This window comes from Pseudomonas sp. 13B_3.2_Bac1 (assembly GCF_025466205.1).
Taxonomy (GTDB): Bacteria; Pseudomonadota; Gammaproteobacteria; order Pseudomonadales; family Pseudomonadaceae; genus Aquipseudomonas; species Aquipseudomonas fluorescens_H.
Genome location: NZ_JANLOG010000072.1, coordinates 31,097 through 56,299 on the forward strand (window position 1 = coordinate 31,097; position 25,203 = coordinate 56,299).

The following is a 25,203-nucleotide window of genomic DNA, read 5'->3' on the forward strand; positions in this document are numbered from 1 at the left end:
GTTACGCCCCAGGTACTCGATATTGCCGTCGGCCAGCCAGCGCGCGAGGTCGCCGGTGCGGTACATGCGCGCCTGCGGTTCGTCACTGAACGGGTCGTCGAGGAAGCGTTCGGCGGTCAGCTCGGGACGGTTCAGATAACCACGGGCGACACCCGCGCCACCGACATACAGCTCGCCCGCCACGCCAACCGGCACCGGACGTTGTTGTTCGTCGAGCAGGTAAACCCTGGCGTTGCTCATCGGCCGGCCGATGTGCAGCAGCGCGCCGACGGTGACCGGGCCGGAGGTGGCGACTACCGTGGCCTCGGTCGGGCCGTAGTTGTTGATGACGGCAAACGTCTGCTCACGCGAGAACTGCCGCAACTTGTCGCCGCCGATCAACAGCGTGCGCAAGGTCGGATGCCCCAGCTCACGGCTGAAGGCGTATTCGGCAATCGGCGTCGGCAGGAAGCTCACCTGCAACGGCTGCGCGCGCCACCAGTCGAGCAATTCATCGAGGTGTTCGTTGCTGATCGACGGCGGCGGCAGGTGCAGGGTCGCGCCGACACACAGCGCCGGCCAGACTTCCCAGGCCATCGCGTCGAAACCGCAACCGGCGACGCTCGCGGTGTGGCTGCCGGCACGCAGATCGAACGCCTCGCAGTGCCAGTGCACAAGGTTTTCCAGGGTCGCGTGTTCGACCATCACGCCTTTCGGCTGGCCGGTCGAACCCGAGGTGTAGATCACGTAGGCCAGATGCGCCGGGGTCAGCGTCGGCAGTTGCGGATTGGTAGCCGGCAGGTGTTGCCAGAGGGCGTTGTCCAGATCGATCACCGGCACCCGGCCCAGCAACTCGCGGGTCGCGCCCTGCGCCAGCACCGCCACCGGATCGCTGTCCTGCAACAGGTAGGCGATGCGTTCGGCCGGGTACGCCGGATCGACCGGCACATAACCGGCGCCGGCCTTGAGAATCGCCAGCAGCGCCACCAGCATCTGCGGGCCGCGTTGCAGGCACACGGCAATCCGGTCGTCCGGCTGCACGCCGAGGCCGAGCAAGTGCTGCGCCAGGCGATTGGCCTGCTGATTGAGTTGCGCATAGGTCAGTTGCTGCGAGCCCTGCACCACCGCCAATGCCTGCGGCTGCTGCTCGGCCTGCGCTTGCACCAGCGCCTGAATCGTTGCACCGCGCGGATACGCCGCCGCCGTCGGGTTGAATCCGACCAGCAAGCGCTCGTATTCCTCCACCGCAAGAATCGGCAAACGGTTGAGCGCACGCTGTGGCGTCTGCTCCAGTGCGTGCACCAGATGTTCCAGTGCGGTGTGCATGTAGCCGCAGATCCGTTGCGCGCCGATCTGCGCCAGCGCCAGCACCGACAGGGAAAAGCCTTCGCCGAGATCGTCGACGCTGAGGGTCAGCGGATAGTTGCTGCGCTCTTCGCCACCGAGCAATTGCACGCCTTCCCAGATGCCCTGACCGTCACGCGGCTGCGCCTCGGCGGCGCTATGCCGATAGTTGAGCAAGGCGCTGAACAGCGGCGCCCCGGACACCGCGCTGCAACGCTGGGCCAGCGCCAGTGGCGCATGTTCATGGGCCAGCAGCGCGGTCAGCCGTGCATGGGTGGTCTTGACCGCAGCGCGCACGCCTTCGCTGACATCCACCCGCAGCGGCAAGGTGTTAATGAACACGCCGAGGGTGCGATCCGCGCCCTCACCGCCCTGCAGGCGACCCAACAGCACCGTGCCGAACACCACGTCGCGGCGGTTGGCAAGCACGCCCAACACCTGCGCCCAGGCCAGGTGCATCAGGCTCGCCGGGCTGACACCCAACTGCCGCGCCTGTTCTCGCAGGCGCAGGGTCAACCCGGCATCCACGGCTTGCTGCGCCTCCTCGATGTCGCCGCCATCGCCTTGCACGTCGTGCAGGCCGAACGGCAGGGTCGGTTCGTCGATATCGCCGAGCATGTCGCGGAAGAACGTTTCATGCTCCTGTTCGCTGGCACCCAGACGCGCCTGCGCCACGTAGTTGCGGTACGGCATCGGCGTGCCGAGGCTGTCGGCCTGATTGAACATGAACGCGCGCATTTCCTGGCCGACCACCTCCATGGCGGTGTGGTCGAGAATCAAGTGCTGGAACAGGATGATCGCTACCACACGTTGCTGCGCCGGGTCCTCGGCGTAGACGATGCGCATCAGCGGCGCCTGGCTCAGGTCGAGTCGGTTGTGTCGGGCATCGAACCGCGCGTGCAACTGCTCGAGGACGTCGCCCTGCGCCGGATCGAGCGGCACCGCTTGCACCACCAGCGGCGCCTGACGCCAGACCACTTGCTGCGGACTCGCCAGCCCTTCCCAGACCACACTGGTGCGCAGAATGTCGTGGCGCTCGATGACCTGCTGCAAGGCATGGCTGAAGGTGCGCAGACGCTCGACGCTGTCGAAGATCAGCCGCGATTGCAGCAGGTACGGATCACCCTGGTCGGCGCTCAAGTGGTGGTAAAGAATGCCTTCCTGCAACGGTGCCAGCGGATAGATGTCCTGCACGTTGGCAGCACCGCCCGGCACGGTGGCGACGATGCGCTCGATGCTGGCCTGATCGAGTTCAGTCAGGCTGAGCATGTCCGGGGTGATGTGCGTGCAGCCCGGCGGAATGCGGTTGGCCGGCACCTCGATTTCGCGACCGCTGCCCACGGCGGCCGCCAATGCGGCCAGGGTCGGCTGATTGAACAGCACGCGAACGTCAGCCGCGAGGTCGATCTGGCGCATGCGTTCGATCAGGCTCACCGCCAGCAGCGAATGCCCGCCCAGTTCGAAGAAATTATCCTGACGCCCGACCCGCTCGACTTTCAGCACGTCGATCCAGATCTGCGCCAGCGCCGTCTCGACCGACCCTTGCGGGGCCTGATACTCGCGACTGAGCCACGCGCCATGCTCCGGTTCCGGCAAGGCCTTGCGGTCGATCTTGCCGTTGGCGGTCAGCGGCAATGCGTCCAGCCGCACGTAAGCCGCCGGCAGCAGCGCATCCGGCAAGCGTGCCTGTAAATGCGTATGCAACTGTTGAATATCGACCGCTGTGCGCTCGGTGAACCACGCAATCAGCCGCCCGTCGCGGACCAGCACCACCGCTTCCTGCAGCGCAGCGTGGCTGCCGAGCGCGGCTTCGATTTCACCGAGTTCGATACGCACGCCACGCAATTTGACCTGATCGTCGTTGCGCCCCAGGTACTCGATGTTGCCATCGGCCAGCCAACGCGCCTGATCGCCGGTACGGTACATGCGTGCCTGTGGCTCGTCGCTGAACGGATCGAACAGGAAATGCGCAGCGCTCAGCTCGGGGCGATTCAGATAACCGCGCGCCACACCCGCCCCGCCGACATACAACTCGCCGGCCACACCCACCGGCACCGGGCGCTGCTCAGCGTCCAGCACGTAGACTTTGGCATTGGCGATCGGGCGGCCGATATGCAACGGCTGGTCAAGCTCTACCCGCCCCGAGGTGGCGACCACCGTCGCTTCGGTCGGGCCATAGTTGTTGATCACTGCGAAGGTTTGCTGGCGACTGAACTGACGCAGTCGGTCGCCGCCGATCAGCAGCGTACGCAAGGTCGGGTGCTGCAATTGCCGGCTGAACGCGTATTCGGCCACCGGCGTCGGCAAGAAGCTGACCTGCAACGGCTGCGCGCACCACCAGTCGAGCAGCTCGTCGAGGTGCTCGTTGCGGATCGACGCCGGCGGCAGGTGCAAAGTGGCGCCGACACACAGTGCCGGCCAGACTTCCCAGGCCATCGCATCGAACCCGAAGCCGGCGACACTCGCGGTCTGGCTGCCAGCCCGCAAGTCGAAGGCTTCAGCGTGCCAGTGCACGAGGTTTTCCAGGGTCGCATGCTCGACCATCACCCCTTTCGGTTGGCCAGTGGAGCCGGAGGTGTAGATCACATAGGCCAGATTGGCCGGCGTCAGCGCCGGGACTCGCGGATTGACCTCGGGCTGATGTTGCCAGTCGTCGCGGTCCAGATCGATGACCGGCACCGCACCCAGCAGATCACGGGTTGACGCCTGCGCCACGACGGCCACCGGGGCGCAGTCCTGCAACAGGTAGGCGATGCGTTCCGGCGGATACGCCGGATCGACCGGCACATAACCGGCGCCGGCCTTGAGGATCGCCAGTAGCGCGACCAGCATGTCCGGGCTGCGCCGGGCACACAGGGCGACCCGATCATCGGGCTGCACGCCCAGTCCGATCAGGTGATGCGCCAGGCGATTGGCCCGCTGATTGAGTTCGCCATAGCTCAACTGCTGGGTGCCTTGCACCGCTGCCAATGCCTCGGGGTGCGCGACCGCCTGGGCCTCGAACAAACGCTGCACGGTCTGCGCCTGCGGGTAGTCGCGACCGGTGATGTTGAACCCGACCAGGACCCGCTGACGCTCGCTCGGCGACATCACCGAAATCTGCCGCAGCGGCGTGGCCGGATTGTGCTCGAGGGCGGTCAGCAGGTTGTGCAGCGCGGTCTGCAGGTAATCGCAGACCCGTGCGCCATCCACTTGTGGCACCGCTTGCACGCTCAGGCGGAAACCGGTGCCGAGGTCATCGACGCTGACCACCAGCGGATAGTTGCTGCGCTCGCGCGAGCTGAGAATCTCGATCCCGTCCCAGGTCACGCCTGCCGGTTCCGCCGCACTGTGGCGATAGTTGAGCAAGCTGCTGAACAGCGGCAGCGACGCAGCCACACCGCTGCAACGCTGGGCCAGCGACAGCGAAGCCTGCTCATGTGCCAGCAATTGCGCCAGACGTTCGTGAGTAGCGCGCACGCCTTGCTGCACCGCGGTCGCGCCGACGCTGACCCGCAGCGGCAAGGTATTGATGAACATGCCGAGTGCGCGATCAGCGCCCTCGCCGCCCTGCATGCGCCCGAGCAGTACGGTGCCGAACACCACCTCTTCGCGCCCCGAAACCTGCGCCAGCACCTGACCCCAGGCCTGGTGCACCAGACTGGCGGCGCTGATGCCGAGCCTGCGGGCCTGCTCGCGCAGGCGCTCGGCCACGCCAGCGTCCAGCGCCTGCTCGCTGTCAATGATCGTGCTGCCATCGCCATGCACGTCCTGCACACCGAAGGCCACGGTCGGCTCGTCGATGTCGCCGAGCATGTCGCGGAAGAACGCTTCATGCGCCTGGTCATTGGCCTGTTGTTGCGCCTGTGCCACGTAGTTGCGGTACTGCACCGGCGGCGGCAGATCGACGCCGCTCGGGTACAGGCTGTCGTTCATTTCCGCGAGCAACACTTCCAGTGCGGTGTGATCGAGCACGATGTGGTGCAGCAACAGGATGCCGACCCAGCGCTGCTGTTCACGGTCTTCGGTGTAGGCCAGACGCATCAGCGGTGCGCGGCGCAGGTCGAGGCGATAGTGCCGCGGATCGAAACGTGCCTGCATCTGCTCCAGCACATCGCCCTCCAGCAGGTCGGCATCGACCCGTTCCAGCGCCAGCGGCGCCTCGCGCCAGACCACTTGCACCGGTTCTTCAAGCCCTTCCCAGACCACGCTGGTGCGCAGAATGTCGTGGCGCTCGATCACCGCGTTCAACGCACGGACGAAGGCCTTGATCTGCGCCAGTCCGGCGAAGGCAAATTGCGCCTGCAACACGTACGGGTCACCGGCGCTGGTCGCCAGATGGTGATAGAGGATCCCTGCCTGCAACGGTGCCAGGCCATAGATGTCCTGCACATTGGCAACGCCGCCGGGCACAGTGGCGACCACGCGGTCGATGGCGGCCTGATCCAGCGTCGCCAGGGGCAGCATGTCCGGGGTGATCCGCGGGCAATCGGCAGGAATCCGATTGTCCGGCACTCGCAGGGCGTGACGGTGACTCAAGGTCGCCGCCAGTGCCGCCACGCTCGGCTGGCCGAACAGCACGCGCACGTCGCACTGCAAGTCGTGCTGACGCATGCGTTCGATCAGTTTCACCGCCAACAGCGAATGACCGCCGAGTTCAAAGAAATTGTCATGCCGCCCGACCTGCTCGACACCGAGCAGGGTCTGCCAGATCCCGGCGATCAGCTCTTCCACTGGTCCCAGCGGAGCTTCGAAACCGCGACGGGCGAATGCCTCGCTGTCCGGTTGTGGCAAGGCTTTGCGATCGAGCTTGCCGTTGCTGGTCAGCGGCAACGCATCGAGGCGCACAAACGCGCTCGGCACCATGTAGTCGGCCAGCGACAGCAGCAACTCGTCGCGCAATTGCGCAGCGCTTGGCTCAGTGCCTTCGGCGGCCAGCCAGTAGGCAACCAGACGCTGATCGCCGGGGCTGTCTTCGCGGGCGATCACCACCGCTTCGCGCACACCGGTGCAGGCTGCGAGGCGAGCTTCGATTTCACCGAGTTCGATGCGGAAACCACGGATCTTCACTTGATCGTCGTTACGCCCCAGGTACTCAAGGCTGCCATCCGCCGTCCGGCGCGCGAGGTCACCGGTCTTGTACAGACGCGCCTCGGCACGGCCGCTGAACGGGTCGGCAATAAAGCGCTCGGCAGTCAGCGTCTCGCGGTTGAGATAGCCGCGGGCAACCCCGGCGCCGCCGACGTACAACTCGCCGATCACGCCGACCGGCACCGGTTCGCGCTGCGCATCGAGCACGTACAGCTGCAGGTCGGGGATGCCGACGCCAATTGGGCTGCGTCCGACCAGCAGCGCGTCCGCTGCTTCCAGTGGGCGATAGGTCACGTGCACCGTGGTTTCGGTGATGCCGTACATGTTCACCAGCCTTGTACCGGCATTGCCGACCCGCGCGTACCACGGTTTGAGCAGGCCCGGTTCCAGGGCCTCGCCGCCGAAGATCACTTCGCGCAACGAGTGCTGCAACGGGCTGCGCCCCTGCGCGGCGATCAACTGGCGGAAGGCGCTCGGGGTCTGATTGAGCACGGTGACGCCGCTGCGGCACAGCAGCGCGTAGCAGTCGTCCGGCGAGCGGCTGACCGCCTGCGGCACCAGCAACAATTGCCCACCAAACGCCAGCGCGCCCCAGATTTCCCACACCGAGAAATCGAAAGCGAAGGAATGGAACAGCGCCCACACATCCTGCGGGTTGAAATTGAACCAGTCGTGGGTCGCCGAAAACAGCCGCACTACGTTGCGGTGTTCGACCATCACGCCTTTGGGCAATCCGGTGGAGCCCGAGGTGTAGATCACGTAGGCGAGATGACTTGGAGTCAGCTCGGGAATCTGCGGATTGCTGCTGAGTTCAGCCTGCAACTGCAGGCTGTCCAGATCGATGATCGGCACGTTGAGCGCGCCAACCCGGTCCAGCGTATCGGCCTGGGTCAGCACCGCCACCGGGGTGCTGTCCTGCAGGGTGTAGGCGATGCGCTCCAGTGGATACGCCGGGTCGATCGGCACGTAACCGGCGCCGGCCTTGAGGATACCGAGCAGGCCGATGATCATCTGCGGGCCGCGCTCGACGCAGATCGCCACGCGCTGATCCGGGCGAATCCCTTGTGCCAGCAGGTGATGGGCAAGCTGATTGGCGCGGCGGTTAAGCTCGCCGTAGCTCAGCGTCTGCGCCTCGAACAGCAGCGCTGGGGCATCTGGGCGTGCCGCCGCGTGGGCTTCGAATTGCTGATGGATCAAAGGGGTTTCCGGGAACTGCGGCAACGGCGAGTTGACCCCGTGCAGCAGGTATTCGCGCTCGGCGGCCGGCAGAATATTCAGGCGTTGCAGCGGCGCATCCGGAGTCGATTGCAAGGCCTGCAGCAGGCTGTGCAACGCGGTGTGCAGATAAGCGGCGATGCGTTCGGCGCCCAGCGCCGCATCGGCCAGCGCGGTGATGCGCAAGTCTTCGCCGAGGTCGTCGATGTTGATCGTCAGCGGGTAGTTGGTGCGCTCGCGGGCGCCCAGCACTTGCACGCCGGGGACCAGTTCGCTGACTTCGGCGATTTCTTCACTGCTGCTATGGCGATAGTTGAGGATCGCGCTGAACAACGGCGTCGGCACCGCCACCGCGCTGCAACGCTGGGCCAGTGCCAGCGAGGTCTGCTCATGGCCGAGCAACGCGGTCAGGCGCCGATGGGTCGCCAGCACCCCGGCACGCACGCCGTCCTGCCCGACATCCACACGCAGCGGCAAGGTGTTGATGAACATCCCCAGCGCCTGTTCGCCACCCTCTCCCGCCGCCATCCGCCCCAGCAGCACGGTGCCGAACACCACCGCCGTACGCCCGGACAACTGACCGAGCACCCGCGCCAGCGCCAGGTGCATCAGACTGGCGACGCTGACTCCGAGCTGACGCGCCTGCCCGCGCAATTGCCGGCTGAAGTCGGTGTCGAGCATCAGCAAGGCTTCTTCGATGCCTTGGCCATCGCCCTGCACATCCTGCAAACCACAGGGCAAGGTCGGCTCGTCGATGTCGGCGAGCATCTCGCGGAAAAACGCTTCGTGCACCTGCTCGTCCAGACGCAGGCGAGCCTTGGCCAGGTGATCACGGTACGGCACCGCCGGCCCGACCTGCGCGGTCTGGCCGAGCAGATGCGCGCGGGTTTCGCGGCGCACCACATCGAGGGCGACGTGGTCCATGATCAGGTGATGAAACAGCAACAGCGCGACCACGCGACCGTTGTCCGGGTCCATGGCGTAGACCAGACGCAGCAGCGGCGCCTGCTGGATGTCGAGGCGGAAGAACCGTGGGTCGTGGCGTTCCAGCAATTGCGTCAGAGCATCCGCCCCCGGGTCGAGGGCGATTTCTTCGCAATACAGACGAGCCTGCCGCTGCACCACTTGCAGCGGTTCATCCAGGCGTTCCCAGACGAATGAGGTGCGCAGGATGTCGTGGCGTTCGATCATCCACTGCAACGCTTCGGCGAAGGCGTTCAGACGTTCGCGGCTGTCGAAGGCGAACCGCGCCTGCGACACGTAAGGGTCGCCGGCGGGCGCCGACAGATGCAGATAGAGCATGCCTTCCTGCAGCGGCGCCAGCGGGTAAATGTCCTGCAGGTTGGCGGCGCCGCCGGGCACATTGGCGACCAGCCGATCGATGGTCGGCTGATCCAGCGTCACCAGCGGCAGCATGTCCGGGGTGATGCGAAACGCCGGGCTCAGCCAGTCGCCACCGTGTTGCGCGACCAGTTCCAGCAGCTGCGCCTTGTGTTCGCTGAGGCTGTCCCACAACGCATCGTCCAGCGCGTCGTCGCTGCCCAGAATGACCAGGTCTTCATCTTCCTGTTGAAGGCGGATCGCATGGGTGGAAATAACAGCCATCAGTTCGCTGAAATGCATGGGATAACCTGCTGTAAATACGAGAAAAAGGAGCGCGCAGCCGCGAGTCCGTGCCTGCTGCGCGCAGCCTGGAAAAGCTAAAACATCGGGGCTTGCGGGGCTGACATGGGAAGCGGGGACAAGCCACAGGCTCGGCCGCCGCAATCCCCCTGTGGGAGCGGGCTTGCTCGCGAATGCGGTGGGTCAGTCGATGTTGATGGTGACTGTTACACCGCGTTCGCGAGCAAGCCCGCTCCCACAGGGTTTGGTTTACACAACCAATTCCGGGCTAGAGCCGGCGTTTGCGATTGAGGCTCGGGATGGTGGTTTGCGGGATGACCACTTGCTGCGCCTCGGGTGTGGTGCTGAGCGCCAGCGCCGCCAGCGTCGGCTGGCTGAACAGCGCCCGGGCGTCGGTGTGCAAACCGCTCTGACGCATGCGCGCCACCAGACTCACCGCCAGCAACGAATGCCCACCGAGTTCGAAGAAGTTGTCATGGCGACCGACCTGTTCGACGCCGAGGACTTCAGCCCAGATCTGCGCCAGCGCGGTTTCGACTTCACCCTGTGGCGCCACGTAGGGGCGATTGATCACCGCGTCCGCTCCCGGCTCCGGCAAGGCCTTGCGGTCGATCTTGTCGTTCGGCGTCAGCGGCAAAGCGTCGAGCAGCACAAACGCGCCGGGCACCATGTACTCCGGCAGGCGCTCCAGCACATGGTTGCGCAACGTCTCAAGACTCGGTGCTTCTACGCCGGAACGCACGGTGTACCAGGCCACCAGACGTTCATCGCGCACCATCACCACCGCTTCACGAATCGCCGGATGTTCGATCAACCTTGCCTCGATTTCCCCCGGCTCCAGGCGCAAGCCACGCAGCTTGATCTGGAAGTCATTGCGGCCGAGGAATTCCAGTTCACCGTGGTGGTTGTAGCGCGTCAGATCTCCCGTGCGGTACAGGCGATCACCCGGCACAAACGGGCTGTCGATGAAGCGCTCGGCCTGCATTTCCGGCAGTCCGTGATAACCACGCGCCACGCCGACGCCGCCGATGTGCAACTCACCGCTGACACCTTGTGGCACTGGTTGACCATACGCATCGAGCACGTACAACCGAGTGTTGCTCAAGGCTGTGCCGATCGGCACCACGCTCTCCGGCACTGGCATGTCCGGTTCCAGCGTCCAGCCCGTACTGTCCACCGTGGTTTCAGTCGGGCCGTAAACGTTATGCAACCGCACCCACGGCAGGCGATCGCGCACCTGGCGGGCCAGCGCTGCACTGAGCTCACCACCGCCGTTGAGCACATCGGTCAGGCTGGTGCACTGTTCAACACCGTCCTGTTCGATGAACTGCTGCAATAGCGCCGGCACGAACTTGACCACCGTCACCTGCTGCTCGCGAATGGTCTGCACCACATACGCCGAATCGCGGTTGCCATCCGGTCGCGCCAATACCAATCGCATGCCGGAACACAGCGGCCAGAAGATCTCCCACACCGAACTGTCGAAGCTGAACGGCGCTTTTTGCAGCAGCGCACCGTGTTCGGTCGGCGGCGAAATCTGCGAACCCCAATGCACCATGTTGCAGGCGCTGCGATGCTCGATCATCACGCCCTTCGGCAACCCGGTAGAGCCGGAGGTGTAGATCATGTAGGCAAGGTTCGAAGCACTCAGGCCCGGCACCTGAAGATTGTCTGACGGCTGCTGCTCCCAACTGCCGTGATCCAGATTGATCAGCGTCACACCCGGTTCGCCCAGCAATTGTCGCGTAGCGCCATGCACCAACAATGCGACAGGCGCGCTGTCCTGCAACATGTAGTTCAGGCGCTCCAGCGGATAGTCCGGGTCCAGCGGCACATAGGCGCCGCCCGCCTTGAGGATGCCGAGCAGGCCGACCAGCAGATCCAGCCCGCGCTCGACGCAGATCGCCACACGCGAGTCCGGTTGCACGCCGACTTCGCGCAGGTGATGGGCCAGGCGATTGGCGCGCTCGTTGAGTTGCGCATAGGTCAGGCTTCGCTCGCCGGCCTGTGCGGCAACGGCGTGCGGTTTGCGCCGCACCTGTGCTTCGAACAACGTGTGCAACGGCTGGTCCAGCGCACAATCGACCTCGGTGGCGTTGAACGTGATCAGCAAGCGTTGCAACTCCTCCGGCTGCAGGATCGGCAACTGATTCAACGGCTGTTGCGGCGTTTGCTCCAGAGCCTGCAGCAAACCGTGCAACGCGGTTTGCATGTAGCCGCAAATCCGTTGCGCGCCGATCTGGACGACGGCCCTGCCGGTGAGGCGCAAGCCGTTGCCAAAATCGTCCACGCTCATGGTCAGCGGGTAATTGGTGCGCTCCTCGTTGGCCAGGGTTTCGATGCCTTGCCAGGCTTGGCTGGATGGTTCCAGCAGTTCGGATTCGTCACTGTGCCGATAATTGAGCAGCGCGCTGAACAGCGGCGACGGCGAGGCGACGCCGCTGCAGCGTTGGGCCAGTGCCAGCGAAGCGTGTTCATGGCCGAGCAGCGCGGTCAGCCGCGCATGGGTGGCGCGCACCGCGTCCAGAACCCCGGCGTCGACATCGATGCGCAGCGGCAAGCTATTGATAAACACACCCAAGGCGCGGTCGGCACCCTCGCCCCCCTGCATGCGCCCCATCAGCACGGTGCCGAACACCACGCGCTGCTGGCCCGAAGTCGCCGCCAGTACCCGTGCCCACGCCAGATGAATCAGACTGGCGACGCTGACACCGGCCTGTCGCGCCTGGGTGCGCAAACGCTGATACGCGTCCGCCGGCAGCACCTGCTGCGCTTCCTCGATACCGTTACCGTCGCCCTGCACTTCCTGCAGCCCGAACGGCAGGGTCGGCTCGTCGATGTCCGCCAGTTGCGCGCGGAAAAACACCTCGTGTTCCTGCTCTGTGACGCCCAGCCGCGTCTGCGCCACGTAATTGCGATACGGCACTGGCGGCGCCAGCGCCACGACCTGCCCCGACAGGCTGGCCTGCATCTCGCCGCGCATTACTTCAAGAGCGATGTGGTCCATGGCCAGGTGATGGAACAGCAGAATGCCCACCACCCGATCCAGCGCCGGATCGCGGGCATACACCAGACGCATCAGTGGCGCCTGACTGACGTCGAGGCGATAACGCCGGGCGTTGAAGCGCGCGTGCAACTGCTCGATGATCGGGCCGTTGGCCGGGTCCAGCTCGACCTCCTGCAACGGCAGAATCGCCTCGCGCCACACCACCTGCACCGGGGTGGTCAGGCCTTCCCAGAGCACCGCGGTGCGCAGAATGTCGTGGCGCGCCATGACCTGGCGCAGCGCAGCGGCGAAGGCTTCGACGCGTTCAAGACTGTCGAACGCCAGTTGCGATTGCAGCAGGTACGGATCGCCCTGAGCGGCGGTGATGTGGTGATAGAGAATGCCTTCCTGCAGCGGTGCCAGCGGGTAGATGTCCTGCACGTTGGCGGCGCCACCCGGCACAGCGGCCACGATCCGGTCGAGCGTCAGCTGATCCAGTTGCAGCAGGGGCAGCATATCCGCGGTGATGTGGGTGCAATCGGCGGCGATGCGGTTGGCCGGCACTTCGATCTCGCGACCGCTGCCGACTGAAGCCGCCAGCGCCGCCAGAGTCGGTTGACTGAACAGCACACGCACGTCGCTGCTCAAATCGAGCTGACGCATGCGTTCGATCATGATCACCGCCAGCAACGAATGCCCACCCAGCTCGAAGAAATGGTCGTGACGCCCGACCCGCTCGACTTGCAGGACTTCGGCCCAGATCTGCGCCAAAGCGATTTCGACCTCGCCTTGCGGCGCCTCATATTCGCGGCGGATCAAATCTTCCGCCCCGGGGGCCGGCAGCGCCTTGCGATCGACCTTGCCGTTGGCGGTCAGCGGCAACACCGCCAGACGCACATAAGCACTGGGCAACATGGCGCTGGTCAGGCGTGTTTTCAGGTGCGCGTGCAGCGCGTTGATGTCCAGCGGCGCCTGCTCGGTGAACCACGCCAGCAGTTGCCCGTCGCGCACCAGTACCACCGCTTCGCGCACCGCCGTATGGCTGGCGAGTGCGCTCTCGATCTCGCCCGGTTCGATCCGTACGCCACGGATTTTCACCTGATCGTCGTTGCGCCCCAGATACTCCAGATTGCCGTCGGCGCGCCAGCGTGCAAGGTCGCCGGTGCGGTACAGGCGCGCGCCCGGTTCAGCGCTGAACGGATCACGCAGGAAGCGCTCGGCGCTCAGGTCCGCGCGATTCAGGTAACCGCGAGCCACCCCGGCCCCGCCGACGTACAACTCGCCGCTCACGCCAATCGGCACCGGTTGCTGCTGCTCGTCGAGCAGATACACCGTGGCGTTGCTCACCGGTTTGCCGATGTGCAGCGCCTGCCCGGCGTCGATGCGCCCTGAAGTCGCCACCACGGTGGCTTCGGTCGGTCCGTAGTTGTTGATTACTTCGAACGATTGCTGACGCGGGAACTGACGCAAGCGATCGCCACCGATCAGCAGCGTGCGCAACGTCGGGTGATCGAGCTGGCGGCTGAACGCGTATTCAGCGATCGGGGTCGGCAAAAAACTCACGTCCAGCGGCTGCGCACGCCACCAGTCGAGCAGCGCATCAATGTCTTCGTTGCCATCGTTGACCGGCGCCAGGTGCAGGATCGCGCCCACGCACAGCGCCGGCCAGACTTCCCAGGCCATCGCATCGAAACCGAACCCGGCCAGGCTCGACGTATGACTTCCGGCACGCAGATCGAAAACGTCAGTGTGCCAATCGACCAGATTGCACAGCGTGCGGTGCTCGACCATCACCCCTTTGGGCAGGCCGGTAGAGCCGGAGGTGTAAATCACATACGCGAGGTTTTCCGGCGTCAGCCCCGGCACCTTCGGTGTGCCGACATGGGCGCTGGACCAGGTCGGGTGATCCAGCTCGATCACCGGCACCGACAACGCCGGCAGGTGCCCGCGCAACGCGCTCTGGGTCAGCACCGCGATTGGCGAGCTGTCCTCCAGCAGATAGCTCAGGCGCTCGGCAGGATGCGCCGGGTCGAGCGGCACATAAGCGGCACCCGCCTTGAGAATGGCCAACAGCCCGACCAGGGTGTCGAGCCCGCGCCGGGCGACGATGGCCACCCGGTCATCCGGCCGTACACCGAGATCGAGCAGATGATGGGCGAGTGCGTTGGCGCGCTGATTGAGCTCGGCATAGGTCAGGCAATGCCCTTGATGAACCGCAGCCAGCGCCTGTGGTCGTTGCGCGGCCTGGGCCTCGATACGCTGATGGATGGTCGTCGCGCTCGGGTATTCCACTCGTGTCGCATTCCACTGTTGCAGCAGCGCGCTTTCTTCCGGCGTGCTCAGTGCGAAATCCGCGACAGGCAGGTTCACCGCCTCCAGCCCTTGCTCCAGAATCAGCAACCAGCGGTCGGCCAGCGCCTTGACCTCATCGGCGGCAAAAAACGCCTCGCTGTAGATCAGGTAGAGGCGCGCGTCGTCATTGGTCAGATTACTCAGCAGGTGCACCGCAAGCGGCGTGGCCTCTTCCTGGTTCGAGGCCTTGATCATCCGCCCCGACGCCTCGCCATAGCGATAATCGTGAGTGCCCTGCTCGTAGGACACCGTGACCTCGAACAACTGCGAGCGCTCCTCACGCAGCAGGCCGAGGGCGCGGTTCATCTCACTCACGGAAAAACGCTGATGGCGAAAATCCTTGCGCAGTTCCTCACGGATCGTACTGATCAGTTCAGCGAAGGTGCGTTCGCGGCCGAAGCCCATGCGCACCGCACTGACCTGGGCGAACAGCCCAAGCGTGGACTTGAAGCGCGCGCCGGAGCGATTGAGGATCGGCAGCCCGACGACCCATTCGTCACGCTCGGCGGTACGGCTGAAATACACGTGCAGCGCCGCCAGCAACACATGGAATGCCGAAGCGCCAAATTCCCGGGCCACCTGCTTCATGCGCTGGTGCAGCAGCGCCGGCAAGGGCTGCGCATGGACCTGCGTCTGCGCGGCATTGCCGGCCAGGCTCTGCTGATATCGCGGCAGCAACAGCGGCTCGGGCAACTGTCGGTACTTGTCCAGCCAGTAGCCGCGGTCCTGCGCATAACGCGGCGACGCGTGATAGCGCGCATTGTCTTCGATGAAGTCGATGTACGACGGCGCCGAAACCGGCACAGGCCGGCCCTGCGCCAGCGCGTTATAGATTTCGTCCAGCGACTTGAACATTTCGCCGAAGCTCCAGCCATCGACGATCAAGTGATGAGCCTGAGCGGACAACCAATGGCGCTCGCCATCAAGGCGGATCAACAGAAAACGGAACAGGCAGCCGCCGTCCAGCACGAAGGGCTGATTGATGCGCGCCTGCACCAGGGCCCGCGCTGCCGCCTCCGGGTCAGTGTGCGTCGACACATCGTCGATCGGCATCGGCACCGCTAATGACTGGGCAAATTGCTGCAAAGGCAAGCCATCAACACCGGCGCCCGGCAGCAGGATCGTGCGCATCGCGTCATGCCGGGCCACCAGCGCTACGAGGGCGGCGTGCATGAGTGCCGGATCCAGCGGGCCGCTGAGGTCCATGTACCCGCCAATGTTGTACAGCGGCGAATCACCGCGACTCAGCTGATCCAGCCAGATATCCAGCTGCGCAGCGGTCAGCGGATACGTCTGGAGCGATGCGGACGGCGTGGCCACCGCAGGAGCAGAAATAGGCGGCATAAGATCCTTCTCATGTGATTTTGCGCCTATTCAAGCATCGGCCCCGATGCCGACATGACACGTGAAACCCGGACAACCCCACCCCGTGCGCGGGCCTGTCAGTGCTTGTTGACCCTGACTGGGCGGGAACTATCTAAAAGTTCGGACAGGAAACACTGAAAAACTTGTAGGAAAAATGCCACACATCAGCGCTGCCATCGGCCCTCTCAGTTACCTCACAGCAACGTAAATGTCCCGGTTTTCAAGGCTTTTCCGTGACCAAACAGTCAGACAGCGCACGACATCTGTACCAAATGGCGTCAGAAGCCCGGCGCCAAGTTTCAGAAATGATGGCACTTTGTGTCCCTGTTTTCCCCTACAGACGTAGGACAAATCCATAGGCTTAAATCCCGCCCCAGATCAGTTTCAAGGAGGGACGATTGCGTGGGCGGCTTTTGCATAAACAGCGGACGACTCGGTGATGACTCGGAACCAGGGATGACAAGGATATGAATCTGACCGGCAGCATTCGCAACATGGAAAACCCGCACTTCTACTGGCAACTGGGGGAACTGATTGCCAGCACGGGCGACGATCTTTTCGCCAGCAATATGTTCCAGTTGGTCGACACCCTGGTGCCGGTCAATCGCGTCGACCTCAGCGAGTGGATCCTCGACGAGCGCCAGGCCAGCGTGGTCGAGATCAAGGCGCTGGGCAGCGCCGGCCTGCCCCAGACTTTCCCGCCACCGGACCCGTTGAAGAGTCCGGACGATCATCCGTTGTTGCAGAAGATGATCGAGATGAATGATTCCCTGCTGATTCAACTCAAAGCATCACTTCAGCCACGACATCCGCAGCACAGCGTCCACCAGTGCAATCTGGTGTCCCGCACCTCCAACCGCCGCTGTGTCATCTCGTTCTACCGACCGCATACGCAACGGGTGTTTTCCCTGCCGGAGCTGTCGTTTCTCAAAAGTCTGTCCGACACCCTGCTGCCGCTGATTGAACGGCACGCGCACCTCAGTCGGCAAATCATCGCCAAACAGCCGCGCCCACCGTTGGCCGATCTGGAGCAGGCACCGTTGCAACAAATGCTGGATGAGCGCCTGGCGCTGGGCGGCATCGTGCTGTCGGCGCGGGAAAAGGAAGTCTGCCTGGGCCTGCTGACCGGCGGCACCGTGCCGCAACTGGCCGAGAAGCTGCGGGTCAAGAGCAGTTCGATCGAGACCTATCTCAAACGGGCGACCGCCAAACTCGGGGTCAGCGGACGGCACGGGCTGGCGCGCTGGATGGCCGGCGCGTAACCGCGGGGTCATGGTTCAACGGTGTCGATAGTGGTGTGGGGACTCTGTCCCCGGCACGTTTTTTTTCTGCATGAGAGCGTTCGATGTTGCGCATTTCCCTGCTGTCCCTCGCCGTCCTGCTGGCCGGTTGTTCGTTGATTCCCGAGTACCAGCGCCCTGCCTCACCGAGCGCTGCGCAGTATCCGCAAGGCACCGTTTACCCGGCACAGACACAGGCTGCACCGCGCACTGAAGACTGGCGCAGCTTGTTCAACGACCCGGCGCTGCAACAGTTGATCGAAAGCGCGCTGGTCAACAATCGCGATCTGCGGGTGGCAGCCCTGAACGTCGAAGCGTTCCAGGCGCAGTACCGGATTCAGCGTGCCGATTTGCTGCCGGCGGTGTCGGCCACTGCCAGCGAATCGCGCCAGCGCATGCCGCCCAGCGTGACCCGCGGCAAAGCGCTGATCAATTCCACTTACGCGGTGAATCTGGGCGTCAGTGCCTATGAACTGGATTTCTTCGGTCGGGTGCGCAGCCTCAGTGAGCAGGCGTTGCAAACCTGGCTGGCGACCGAGCAGGCGCGGCGCAGTGCCGAGCTGAGTCTGGTGGCCAACGTCGCCAACGCCTACCTGACCTGGCGCGCCGATCAGGAGCTGCTCGAGCTGAGCCGCCAGACCCTGGCCGCCGATGAGCAAAGCCTGCGCCTGACCACGCGCAACCGTGACGCTGGCAAGTCCTCGGCGCTGGAACAGGCGCAGGCGCAAACCAGCGTCGACAGTTCGCGGGCCAATCTGGCGCGTTATAAACGCCAGGTGGCGCAGGATCTGAACAGCCTGACGCTGCTGGTCGGCGCTCAGGTCCCCGAGAAACTGCCGGCGCGGCCACTGTCCAGCGATCTGGTGCAACAACTGCCGGCCGGGTTGCCGTCGGATCTGCTGCAACGACGCCCGGACATTCTTCAGGCCGAGTACAAACTGAAGGCGGCCAACGCCAATATCGGTGCGGCGCGGGCGGCGTTTTTTCCCAGCGTCAGCCTGACCGCCAGCGCCGGCACTTCCAGCCGCGACCTTTCCGGACTGTTCAGCGGCGGATCGGGAGGCTGGACTTTCCAGCCACAAATCAACCTGCCGATTTTCAATGCTGGCAGCCTGCGCGCGAGTCTGGATTACTCGAAGTTGCAGAAAGACGTGGCGGTTGCCGAATACGAGAAATCGATTCAAACCGCGTTTCAGGAAGTCGCCGATGGCCTGGCGGCGCGCAGCACTTATCAGCAGCAATTGCAGGCGCAGCGCGACCTGGTGCAGGCCACTCAGGACTACTACAACCTGGCACAGCACCGTTATCAGAATGGCGTCGACAGCAGTCTGGTGTTTCTCGATGCGCAACGTTCACTGTTCAGTTCGCAACAGGGTCTGATCACTGACCGGCTGGCGCAACTGGTGGCCGAGGTCAATCTGTACACCGCGCTGGGCGGCGGCTGGCGGGCCGATGAGGCGAGTGTTCAGTAGTCACTCGTCACTTTTTCTTACACCTTTTGTCGCCCGATCCTGCGCCGCGCGGCGATCCGTGGCCGGGGTCTGCCTTCAGTTTGGTATCATGCGCCGCTTTTACGGTTAACCCCCCGCCAGTCCTGCCGACTGACGGGCTGCAAAAGGCGGTATTAGATGACGGCTTTGTTGACTCGCCGCAAGGTGCTTGCGGGAATGGGCGTGCTGGGCCTGGGCCTGCTCGCCGGCTGCGACACCCGTGGCCAACTGTCGTACAAGTACGGCAAGGACCTGAGTGACAAGATCCTCGGACGCACCTTCAAGCTGAAGAACACCGACGGCGAAACCATGACGCTGTCGAGCTTTCGCGGGATGATGCCGATGATCTTCTTCGGCTTCACCCAATGCCCGGCGGTGTGCCCGACCACCCTCGCCCGCGCCGCGCAAATCAAGAAGCTGATGGGCAAGGACGGCGACCGTCTGCAGGTGATCTTCATCACCCTTGACCCGGAACGTGACACGCCGCAGATCCTCGACGCCTACGTCAAAGCCTTCGACCCGAGCTTCGTCGCACTGTACGGCACGCTGGAAGAAACCCAGGCCACCGCCAAGGAATTCGACGTGTTCTTCGAGAAGGTGCCGGCGGGCGACACCTACACCATCTCCCACACGTCCACCAGTTACGTCTATGACTCGCGCGGCCAGTTGCGCATGGGTCTGTCTGTATCGCTTTCGGCACAAGAGTGCACGGAAGATTTGCTCACCGTTATGGAGGTCTGCTGATGCACCCCGTTTTGAACAACATCAAACGCGCCGTTTTCGCTGTGTCCCTGCTGGGCCTGGCTTTTCAGGCCAGCGCTCAGACCAGGGTCGACGACGCTTGGGTGCGTGCGACCGTGCCGACCCAATCGGCCAGCGGCGCGTTCATGACCGTCACTGCTGACAGCGACAGCAAACTGCTGAGCGTTGCCTCGCCGGTGGCCAAAGATGTGCAGATCCACGAAATGTCGATGAAGAACGACGTGATGAGCATGGGCCCGGTCAAATCGGTCGACCTGCCGGCCGGCAAAGCGGTCACCTTCGACCCGAACGGCTACCACGTAATGCTGATGGGCCTGACCGGCCAGCTCAAGGAAGGCGAAAGCGTGCCGCTGACCCTGACTGTGGAAAACGCCAAGGGCGAGAAAGAAACCGTCGAAGTCAAAGCTGAAGTCCGTGCGCTGACGCACATGGAAGGTCACGATCACAGCAAGATGCATTGATCTGACTTGGCGGCAATAAAAAGGGGCGGCCTGATCGATGATCAGGTCGCCCCTTTTTTTGCGTGTTACGCGTCTCGCGCAATCGCCAGCGAATCACTGTCCTGCTTCTTCAAATCCAACGGTGCAGTCATTCGAGGATTTCGCGCCAGCAACCGCTTGATCCTGCCCCGCGATGCTTGACGCAGATAGCGCTTGCTCAACTTTTCCAGGTGCAGGTCCAGACCACTGACCAGAAGCATTTTGCGTTTGGCGCTCTCGGCCTTCAGCAGGTAGTAGACGACCAATCCCGCCGGCGCGCCCCACCAGTTGAAGAACGCCCCCGCCACTGCCGAGGTCGCCAGGCAGGCAACATACGGGAGGCTGACCGGGATGCGATGAATGAATTCTTCGTGAAGCATTTTCCCCTCCGACAGCGGCGTGAGCCGACCCTCGCAGTGGTTGAACACACAGACCGCGCTCTTGCGTTCGCCACCCGGCAGGCAACCGTAGAGCACCGAGATCTCTTCGCCCCGCTTGACCGGCAGATGCTTGTTGAACAGATCCAGCGGCAGATCACCCTGTGCAGTCCTGACCCAATACCGATCCTGATACTCGCCGGCAGGCATCAAAAACCGTTCATGGCGAACCATCGTTCCTCTGAAATCACCGAACTCGATGACGACCTTTCCACTTGTGAACGCTTGCATGGCTATTCCTGACATGTCGTCTTCAACGCTTTCGAGCCAATGCGTCACGCACACTTTCTCGGGACATCCCCGAGCTGGACCGCGGCACGGCTTGATCCACTGGCGCCTGTGCCAGCGATTTCTTGCGCTTTGCCACCTGACGCCAGTGATAGCCGAAGTACCCGGCGGCAATGAAGAACCCCGGCCAGCCTGCAACCGAGCCGACAACGATCCACAGCCCGAGGGTGATCAGCACGGATTTCCAGGTGAACAGCTTCAGGCTGTCATCGACGGGCACCGTTTCAACCGGCGTCTGCTGCGCCAGCGGCATCTGCTGCACCCCATCCAGATCAAAGCGCAATGAGAAGTCCGCACCCGGTACCTGGACATTTATTTGATTGCCTTCAGCGGTATGCACCCGAACTTCGCCATTGACGACCGACACCGAACTGAAACTGATCTGGGTTTCGTGATGAATCTCGCCGTTGACCAAGGTCACGACCGTTCGTTGTTCGCCTTTAAGGGTGTCGCGCATGTCGATTCCTTGAGCATTCCACGTCGGACGACGTGCAGAGGGAAAGTCCGTTGGGCTCGAATGCTACTGAGTGGCCATTAGGCTGTCCAGAAACAACCCGGTCGAGGTTTATGGAAAGCTTGCTTTACATAAGGAAAAATTTTAGCAAGTATGTAAAGGGTCTTTTACATAGGAAGTTGAAGAATGAACCGGTACTACCTTGAAATGGGCACAGCGTTGATCCTCTATATGCTGGTGTTGATGGCCTCAGTGATCGCTACGCAATACCTGACGGATGCCAACATGATTCTGCGTTCAGCCGTCGCGCTGACACCGATTATCCCGGCAGGATTGATGTGCTGGAGCATCGTGCGCAACATGCGGCGCATGGACGAAATGCATCTGCGTATACAGTTCGAAGCGCTGGGATTTGCATTCGCCGCCTCGGCGCTGCTGACCTTCAGTTACGGTTTTCTGGAAAACGTCGGCGCCCCACACATACCGTGGACTTGCGTGTGGCCCGTGATGGGCGCCATGTGGATTCTCGGCCTGCAAATCGCGCGACGTCGCTACCAATGAAAAATCGCCTCAAGGCACTCCGCGCCGAGCGCAACTGGTCGCAGGTCGATCTGGCTGAACGCCTCAAGGTGTCGCGCCAGACGATCAACGCCATCGAAAACGAGCGTTATGACCCTAGCCTGCCACTGGCGTTTCAGATTGCCCGGGCGTTCGAGTTACCGATTGAAAGCATCTTCGACGACGGTTTGGACTGAGCGCCGAATTGGCTGACGGTGGGCGATGCCTCAGAGTTGTCAGCTGCCGGCATCGCCATGCGCTTCTTCGACTCCAGCTGCCGTCGTGGTGTGGCTTTCATACAGTGCGGGCGACTTCCTTAAACAGCCTGAAACAATAAATCTGCCGTCGATAGCAGCGCGCCCATTCGCCGCTATCGGGCTGACACGAACGCCGGTCATGGCTTCAGGCCCTTTACCGCGCTTGCGAGAGCAGATCAGCCGTGTGTTTAAAAGGGCGATCAGACAGCCCACCCTTGGTATCATCGCGCACACTTTTATGACGGTTTGATGGCTGGAAGGTCTTTTTTGTGAGCGTTCTTTTGCGTTGGTTGCGGCAGCCGCATGCCCGCCTGTTTTCCTTGATTCTGCTGGTGCTGATCGTGCCGGTGTGCCTGCGCGCGGCGCTGGGCTGGTCGTCGCCCCTGGGCTATTTGTCCGACCTGGCCATTGGCAGTTTGTTGGTGGTGTTGCTGCATCGTCGCGCGTGGTGGCTGGCGTTGCCGTTGCTGCTGTTCTGGGGGTTGCTGGCGGTGGCGACGGCCGAGTTGGTCAGTGCTGTCGGCCGGCTGCCGAATCCTACCGACCTGCATTACCTGATTGACCCGCAGTTCGTGGAAAACTCCACCGGTGGCGGTTTCGCCCATCCGGCGCTGGGGGTTGCCCTGCTGCTGGCGCTGCTGCTCTGGTTGCTGACGCGTTTCGTCAATCGCGCGCAACCCGCTGCTGCCCTGCCCCGCGCCGTGTGGGCCGCACCGGCGCTGCTGTTCGCCGCGCATTGGGCCGTGCAAAACCAGTGGCCGAGCGAAGAAGATCCATGGCGCATGTACAACCTGCCGCATCAATTGCTCGCCGCGCAAGTGGCCGATCTGCAGTTGCAGGCCGAGGAATGGCTGGACGGTGACGTCGAACCCGCCGCGCCACAGATGGCCGGGCTGACGGATCTGGATCTCAACGGCCACAAGCTGCTGGCCGCGCCGGGGCAGGCGCGCAACGTGCTGATCATCGCTCTGGAAGGCATTCCCGGCGCTTACATCCGCGCCAATCGCGAGGCCATCGGCAGTCACTATCAGGAAGACCTGATGCCCAACCTCAGCCGCTGGGCCGAGCGTGGCATGAACACCCCGGATTACGTGCTGCACACACACCAGACCATTCGCGGCCTGTACGCCATGCTTTGTGGCGATTACGACAAGCTCAACAACGGCACGCCCAAAGGCGTTGAAATGCTCACCCAGCAGGAGCGCAATCAGGCCTGCCTGCCGGCGCAACTGCGGCAGAACGGCTTCAGCACTCACTATCTGCAAGGCGCCGGTCTGCGTTTCATGGCCAAAGACAAGATCATGCCGCACATCGGTTTCGATGCGACCCATGGTCTGGAATGGTTCACCAACGCCAACTATCTGGAATTCCCGTGGGGCAAGGATGACAAGGCGTTCTTCGAAGGCGCGCTGGATTACGTTGGTCAATTGAAGAAGCAGAAAAAACCGTGGATGCTCACTCTGCTGACCGTCGGCACCCACCAGCCCTACTCCGCACCGGAAGAATATCTGGCGCGCTACGAGACGCCGAAGCAGGCTGCCGTCGGTTACCTCGACGATGCTCTGGAGCAGTTCCTAAGCGGTCTCGAACGCCAGGGCGTGCTCAAGGACACGCTGGTGGTGATCACCTCGGACGAATCCCACGGCATTGACGGCGTGCGTCTGGCGTCGTCTTGGGGCTTCAACCTGACCCTGGCGCCGGAACACGAGCAACTGCCGCGACTGAATGCCGGGGTGTACGGTCATGTCGATCTGAGCGCGTCGATCCTCGACTATTTCGATCTGCCGGTGCCGTCGGCGCTGAGCGGCCGTTCGCTGTTCCGCGACTACGACAGCGGACGCGAAATCATGTCCTACACCAACGGTAAACTGCGCTACCACAACGGCCAGGGGATCTTTTCCGAGTGCGATATGCCGCGCCGTTGTCGCTACTACGAAAGCGCCGGTTTCATTGCCGAGCGCGCCACCTTCAAGGGTACCGAAAGCAGCCAGCAGGCCCGCCAGATAGCCGCGCGGGCCATGGCGCTGGACCTGTCGCTGCTGCGCACCCCGCTCAATCAGCGTTACCAGTTCGGCAGCAACAACGTGATCCCGCTGCAGGCGCAGATCAACGATGACTGGGCCGACAACCTGATCGGTGCGCAATACCTGGAAATGCCCAAGGGCTCGCACACTCGCGTGCGCCTGACCGTGCGCTCGGTGGATCCGCAGCAGGCGGCGTACATTCAGCTCAAGGCCAAGGAGTTCGAACAGGACGTGCAACTGGGGCTGCCGACCGAGATGGTTGCCACGGCCGATCAGCCGCTGGAGATGGATTTCAGCTTCGACAACCCGCAACCGCGCAAGGCCTTTTCGTTCCACTTGCTGGGCTATGGACTGGGTGCGGTCGAGGTCACGGATTTCAGCGTGATTACCGAGTTGCCGGGGCAGGAAGATCCGCTGGATGCGCTGCCGGATGATGACACTGCGCAATCGAGTTGAAATCAGGAAAGGGACGGACTGGTTGGATCCGTCCCTTTACGTTTACTCACGACGCTTAATGTCAAATTCACCTGTTATTTTCCTTCCATCAGGCAATACAAAATCGATGTCACCAAAAGCACCGTATCGATATTCGCCTCTTTGCAAGAACGTCACAGTTGCATGTCCTTGTTGAACAACGTGAAAACGGTCTTTAATTTTAACGCTCCAAATCAGACCACCTTCGTACTTCTCCACGTTGTGAGGGCCTTCTTTTACTAAGTGCTGTTGAACACAGAAGGTAACGTAGTTTTCGTCTTCATTGTCAGACCCAACAATGAAATAGTCTCTCTCTGCCCTATAAAAAAGCACGTTCTCATCCGCGAACATGAACTTTTCTCCATCAACGCTAGCACTAAACGTGCCTTCAAATTGATTTTGATTTTTATTAATCAAGTTGAAAATTTGCTCTTCTGATTTATTTGAATTTTGCATGTCGATGCTCCGAGTGGTTTGAAGGCGGTTGCCTGCGCCTGTAAAGCTATGCCTCAAACAACCCGGCTACTACTGTCATAACTGACAGGTTATTAGCTGAATTCGAAATAAAGAGTCTGAAAATCAAAAGAATTAACTGCAGTATCAAACCGGTTTCCGACAATGTATGAGCCGTTTATGGACTGGGTGCGGTCAAGGTCACGGATTTCAGTGTGATTACCGAGTTGCCGGGGCAGGAAGATCCGCTGGATGCGCTGCCGGATGATGACACTGCGCAATCGAGCTGATGCCCCCCGTGTATGTGCCTGCG

The 25,203-nt window shown here is 62.7% G+C and carries 13 protein-coding genes (1 of these 13 running past the window's edge); 7 read left to right on the forward strand and 6 right to left on the reverse strand.

Annotation, left to right across the window (positions count from 1 at the left end):
• Both NTD85_RS11135 and NTD85_RS11140 read right to left on the reverse strand, forming a co-directional pair.
• Nucleotides 1–9,231, reverse strand: partial view of a non-ribosomal peptide synthetase gene (locus tag NTD85_RS11135; protein WP_262142160.1) — the 5' portion only. Its footprint begins 3,783 nt before the window's first position; the window shows 9,231 of its 13,014 coding nt (coding positions 1–9,231); its start codon is at nucleotides 9,229–9,231; its stop codon lies beyond the left edge, outside the window.
• A gap of 268 nt (nucleotides 9,232–9,499) precedes the next feature.
• Complete coding sequence (locus NTD85_RS11140) at nucleotides 9,500–15,913, reverse strand: non-ribosomal peptide synthetase (RefSeq protein WP_262142161.1); 6,414 nt, start codon at nucleotides 15,911–15,913, stop codon at nucleotides 9,500–9,502.
• Nucleotides 15,914–16,401: 488 nt separating this feature from the next.
• On the opposite strand from NTD85_RS11140, the gene NTD85_RS11145 reads away from it, so the two are divergent.
• The 4 genes from NTD85_RS11145 to NTD85_RS11160 all read left to right on the forward strand — a co-directional run bounded on the left by NTD85_RS11145 (nucleotide 16,402) and on the right by NTD85_RS11160 (nucleotide 19,927).
• Nucleotides 16,402–17,196: a helix-turn-helix transcriptional regulator gene (locus NTD85_RS11145; protein WP_103485032.1), complete on the forward strand. Its 795-nt coding sequence runs from the start codon at nucleotides 16,402–16,404 to the stop codon at nucleotides 17,194–17,196.
• An 83-nt stretch (nucleotides 17,197–17,279) separates the two neighbouring features.
• A complete protein-coding gene (locus NTD85_RS11150; protein WP_315975136.1) occupies nucleotides 17,280–18,686 on the forward strand; it encodes an efflux transporter outer membrane subunit in 1,407 nt (468 codons plus the stop codon).
• A gap of 156 nt (nucleotides 18,687–18,842) precedes the next feature.
• Entirely contained in the window at nucleotides 18,843–19,448 is a 606-nt protein-coding gene (locus NTD85_RS11155) for an SCO family protein (RefSeq protein ID WP_047599796.1), read from the forward strand.
• The gene (locus NTD85_RS11160) at nucleotides 19,448–19,927 is read left to right on the forward strand and encodes a copper chaperone PCu(A)C (RefSeq protein WP_003224198.1); all 480 of its coding nucleotides are present in this window, start codon (nucleotides 19,448–19,450) and stop codon (nucleotides 19,925–19,927) included. The genes NTD85_RS11155 and NTD85_RS11160 overlap by 1 nt, the downstream gene beginning before the upstream one ends.
• Nucleotides 19,928–19,992: 65 nt before the next feature.
• Here NTD85_RS11160 and NTD85_RS11165 read toward each other — a convergent pair whose 3' ends face one another.
• Complete coding sequence (locus NTD85_RS11165; RefSeq protein ID WP_262142162.1) at nucleotides 19,993–20,661, reverse strand: hypothetical protein; 669 nt, start codon at nucleotides 20,659–20,661, stop codon at nucleotides 19,993–19,995.
• Nucleotides 20,636–21,127, reverse strand: a complete 492-nt coding sequence (locus tag NTD85_RS11170) for a hypothetical protein (protein ID WP_262142163.1) — start codon at nucleotides 21,125–21,127, stop codon at nucleotides 20,636–20,638. Before NTD85_RS11170 ends, NTD85_RS11165 begins: the two co-directional genes overlap by 26 nt.
• A 183-nt stretch (nucleotides 21,128–21,310) precedes the next feature.
• On the opposite strand from NTD85_RS11170, the gene NTD85_RS11175 reads away from it, so the two are divergent.
• From NTD85_RS11175 to NTD85_RS11185, 3 genes are all read left to right on the forward strand, one after another.
• The gene (locus tag NTD85_RS11175; protein WP_103485036.1) at nucleotides 21,311–21,685 is read left to right on the forward strand and encodes a hypothetical protein; all 375 of its coding nucleotides are present in this window, start codon (nucleotides 21,311–21,313) and stop codon (nucleotides 21,683–21,685) included.
• Nucleotides 21,682–21,879: a helix-turn-helix transcriptional regulator gene (locus NTD85_RS11180; protein ID WP_098968294.1), complete on the forward strand. Its 198-nt coding sequence runs from the start codon at nucleotides 21,682–21,684 to the stop codon at nucleotides 21,877–21,879. Before NTD85_RS11175 ends, NTD85_RS11180 begins: the two co-directional genes overlap by 4 nt.
• A gap of 329 nt (nucleotides 21,880–22,208) precedes the next feature.
• A complete protein-coding gene (locus NTD85_RS11185; RefSeq protein WP_103521076.1) occupies nucleotides 22,209–24,419 on the forward strand; it encodes an LTA synthase family protein in 2,211 nt (736 codons plus the stop codon).
• 42 nt (nucleotides 24,420–24,461) lie between these two features.
• Here the strand turns inward: NTD85_RS11185 and NTD85_RS11190 are convergent, their stop codons facing one another.
• Complete coding sequence (locus NTD85_RS11190; protein ID WP_262142164.1) at nucleotides 24,462–24,893, reverse strand: hypothetical protein; 432 nt, start codon at nucleotides 24,891–24,893, stop codon at nucleotides 24,462–24,464.
• A 92-nt stretch (nucleotides 24,894–24,985) separates the two neighbouring features.
• Nucleotides 24,986–25,203: hypothetical protein (locus NTD85_RS11195; protein ID WP_262142165.1), on the reverse strand; the 218-nt coding region annotated here is incomplete at its 5' end.

Bases quoted from the DNA above. Each gene is read 5' to 3' on its own strand.
- NTD85_RS11150 (WP_315975136.1), top strand. From the start codon at position 17,280: ATGTTGCGCATTTCCCTGCTGTCCCTCGCCGTCCTGCTGGCCGGTTGT.
- NTD85_RS11175 (WP_103485036.1), top strand. From the start codon at position 21,311: ATGAACCGGTACTACCTTGAAATGGGCACAGCGTTGATCCTCTATATG.
- NTD85_RS11190 (WP_262142164.1), bottom strand. From the start codon at position 24,893: ATGCAAAATTCAAATAAATCAGAAGAGCAAATTTTCAACTTGATTAAT.
- NTD85_RS11180 (WP_098968294.1), top strand. From the start codon at position 21,682: ATGAAAAATCGCCTCAAGGCACTCCGCGCCGAGCGCAACTGGTCGCAG.
- NTD85_RS11155 (WP_047599796.1), top strand. From the start codon at position 18,843: ATGACGGCTTTGTTGACTCGCCGCAAGGTGCTTGCGGGAATGGGCGTG.
- NTD85_RS11140 (WP_262142161.1), bottom strand. From the start codon at position 15,913: ATGCCGCCTATTTCTGCTCCTGCGGTGGCCACGCCGTCCGCATCGCTC.
- NTD85_RS11170 (WP_262142163.1), bottom strand. From the start codon at position 21,127: ATGCGCGACACCCTTAAAGGCGAACAACGAACGGTCGTGACCTTGGTC.
- NTD85_RS11160 (WP_003224198.1), top strand. From the start codon at position 19,448: ATGCACCCCGTTTTGAACAACATCAAACGCGCCGTTTTCGCTGTGTCC.
- NTD85_RS11145 (WP_103485032.1), top strand. From the start codon at position 16,402: ATGAATCTGACCGGCAGCATTCGCAACATGGAAAACCCGCACTTCTAC.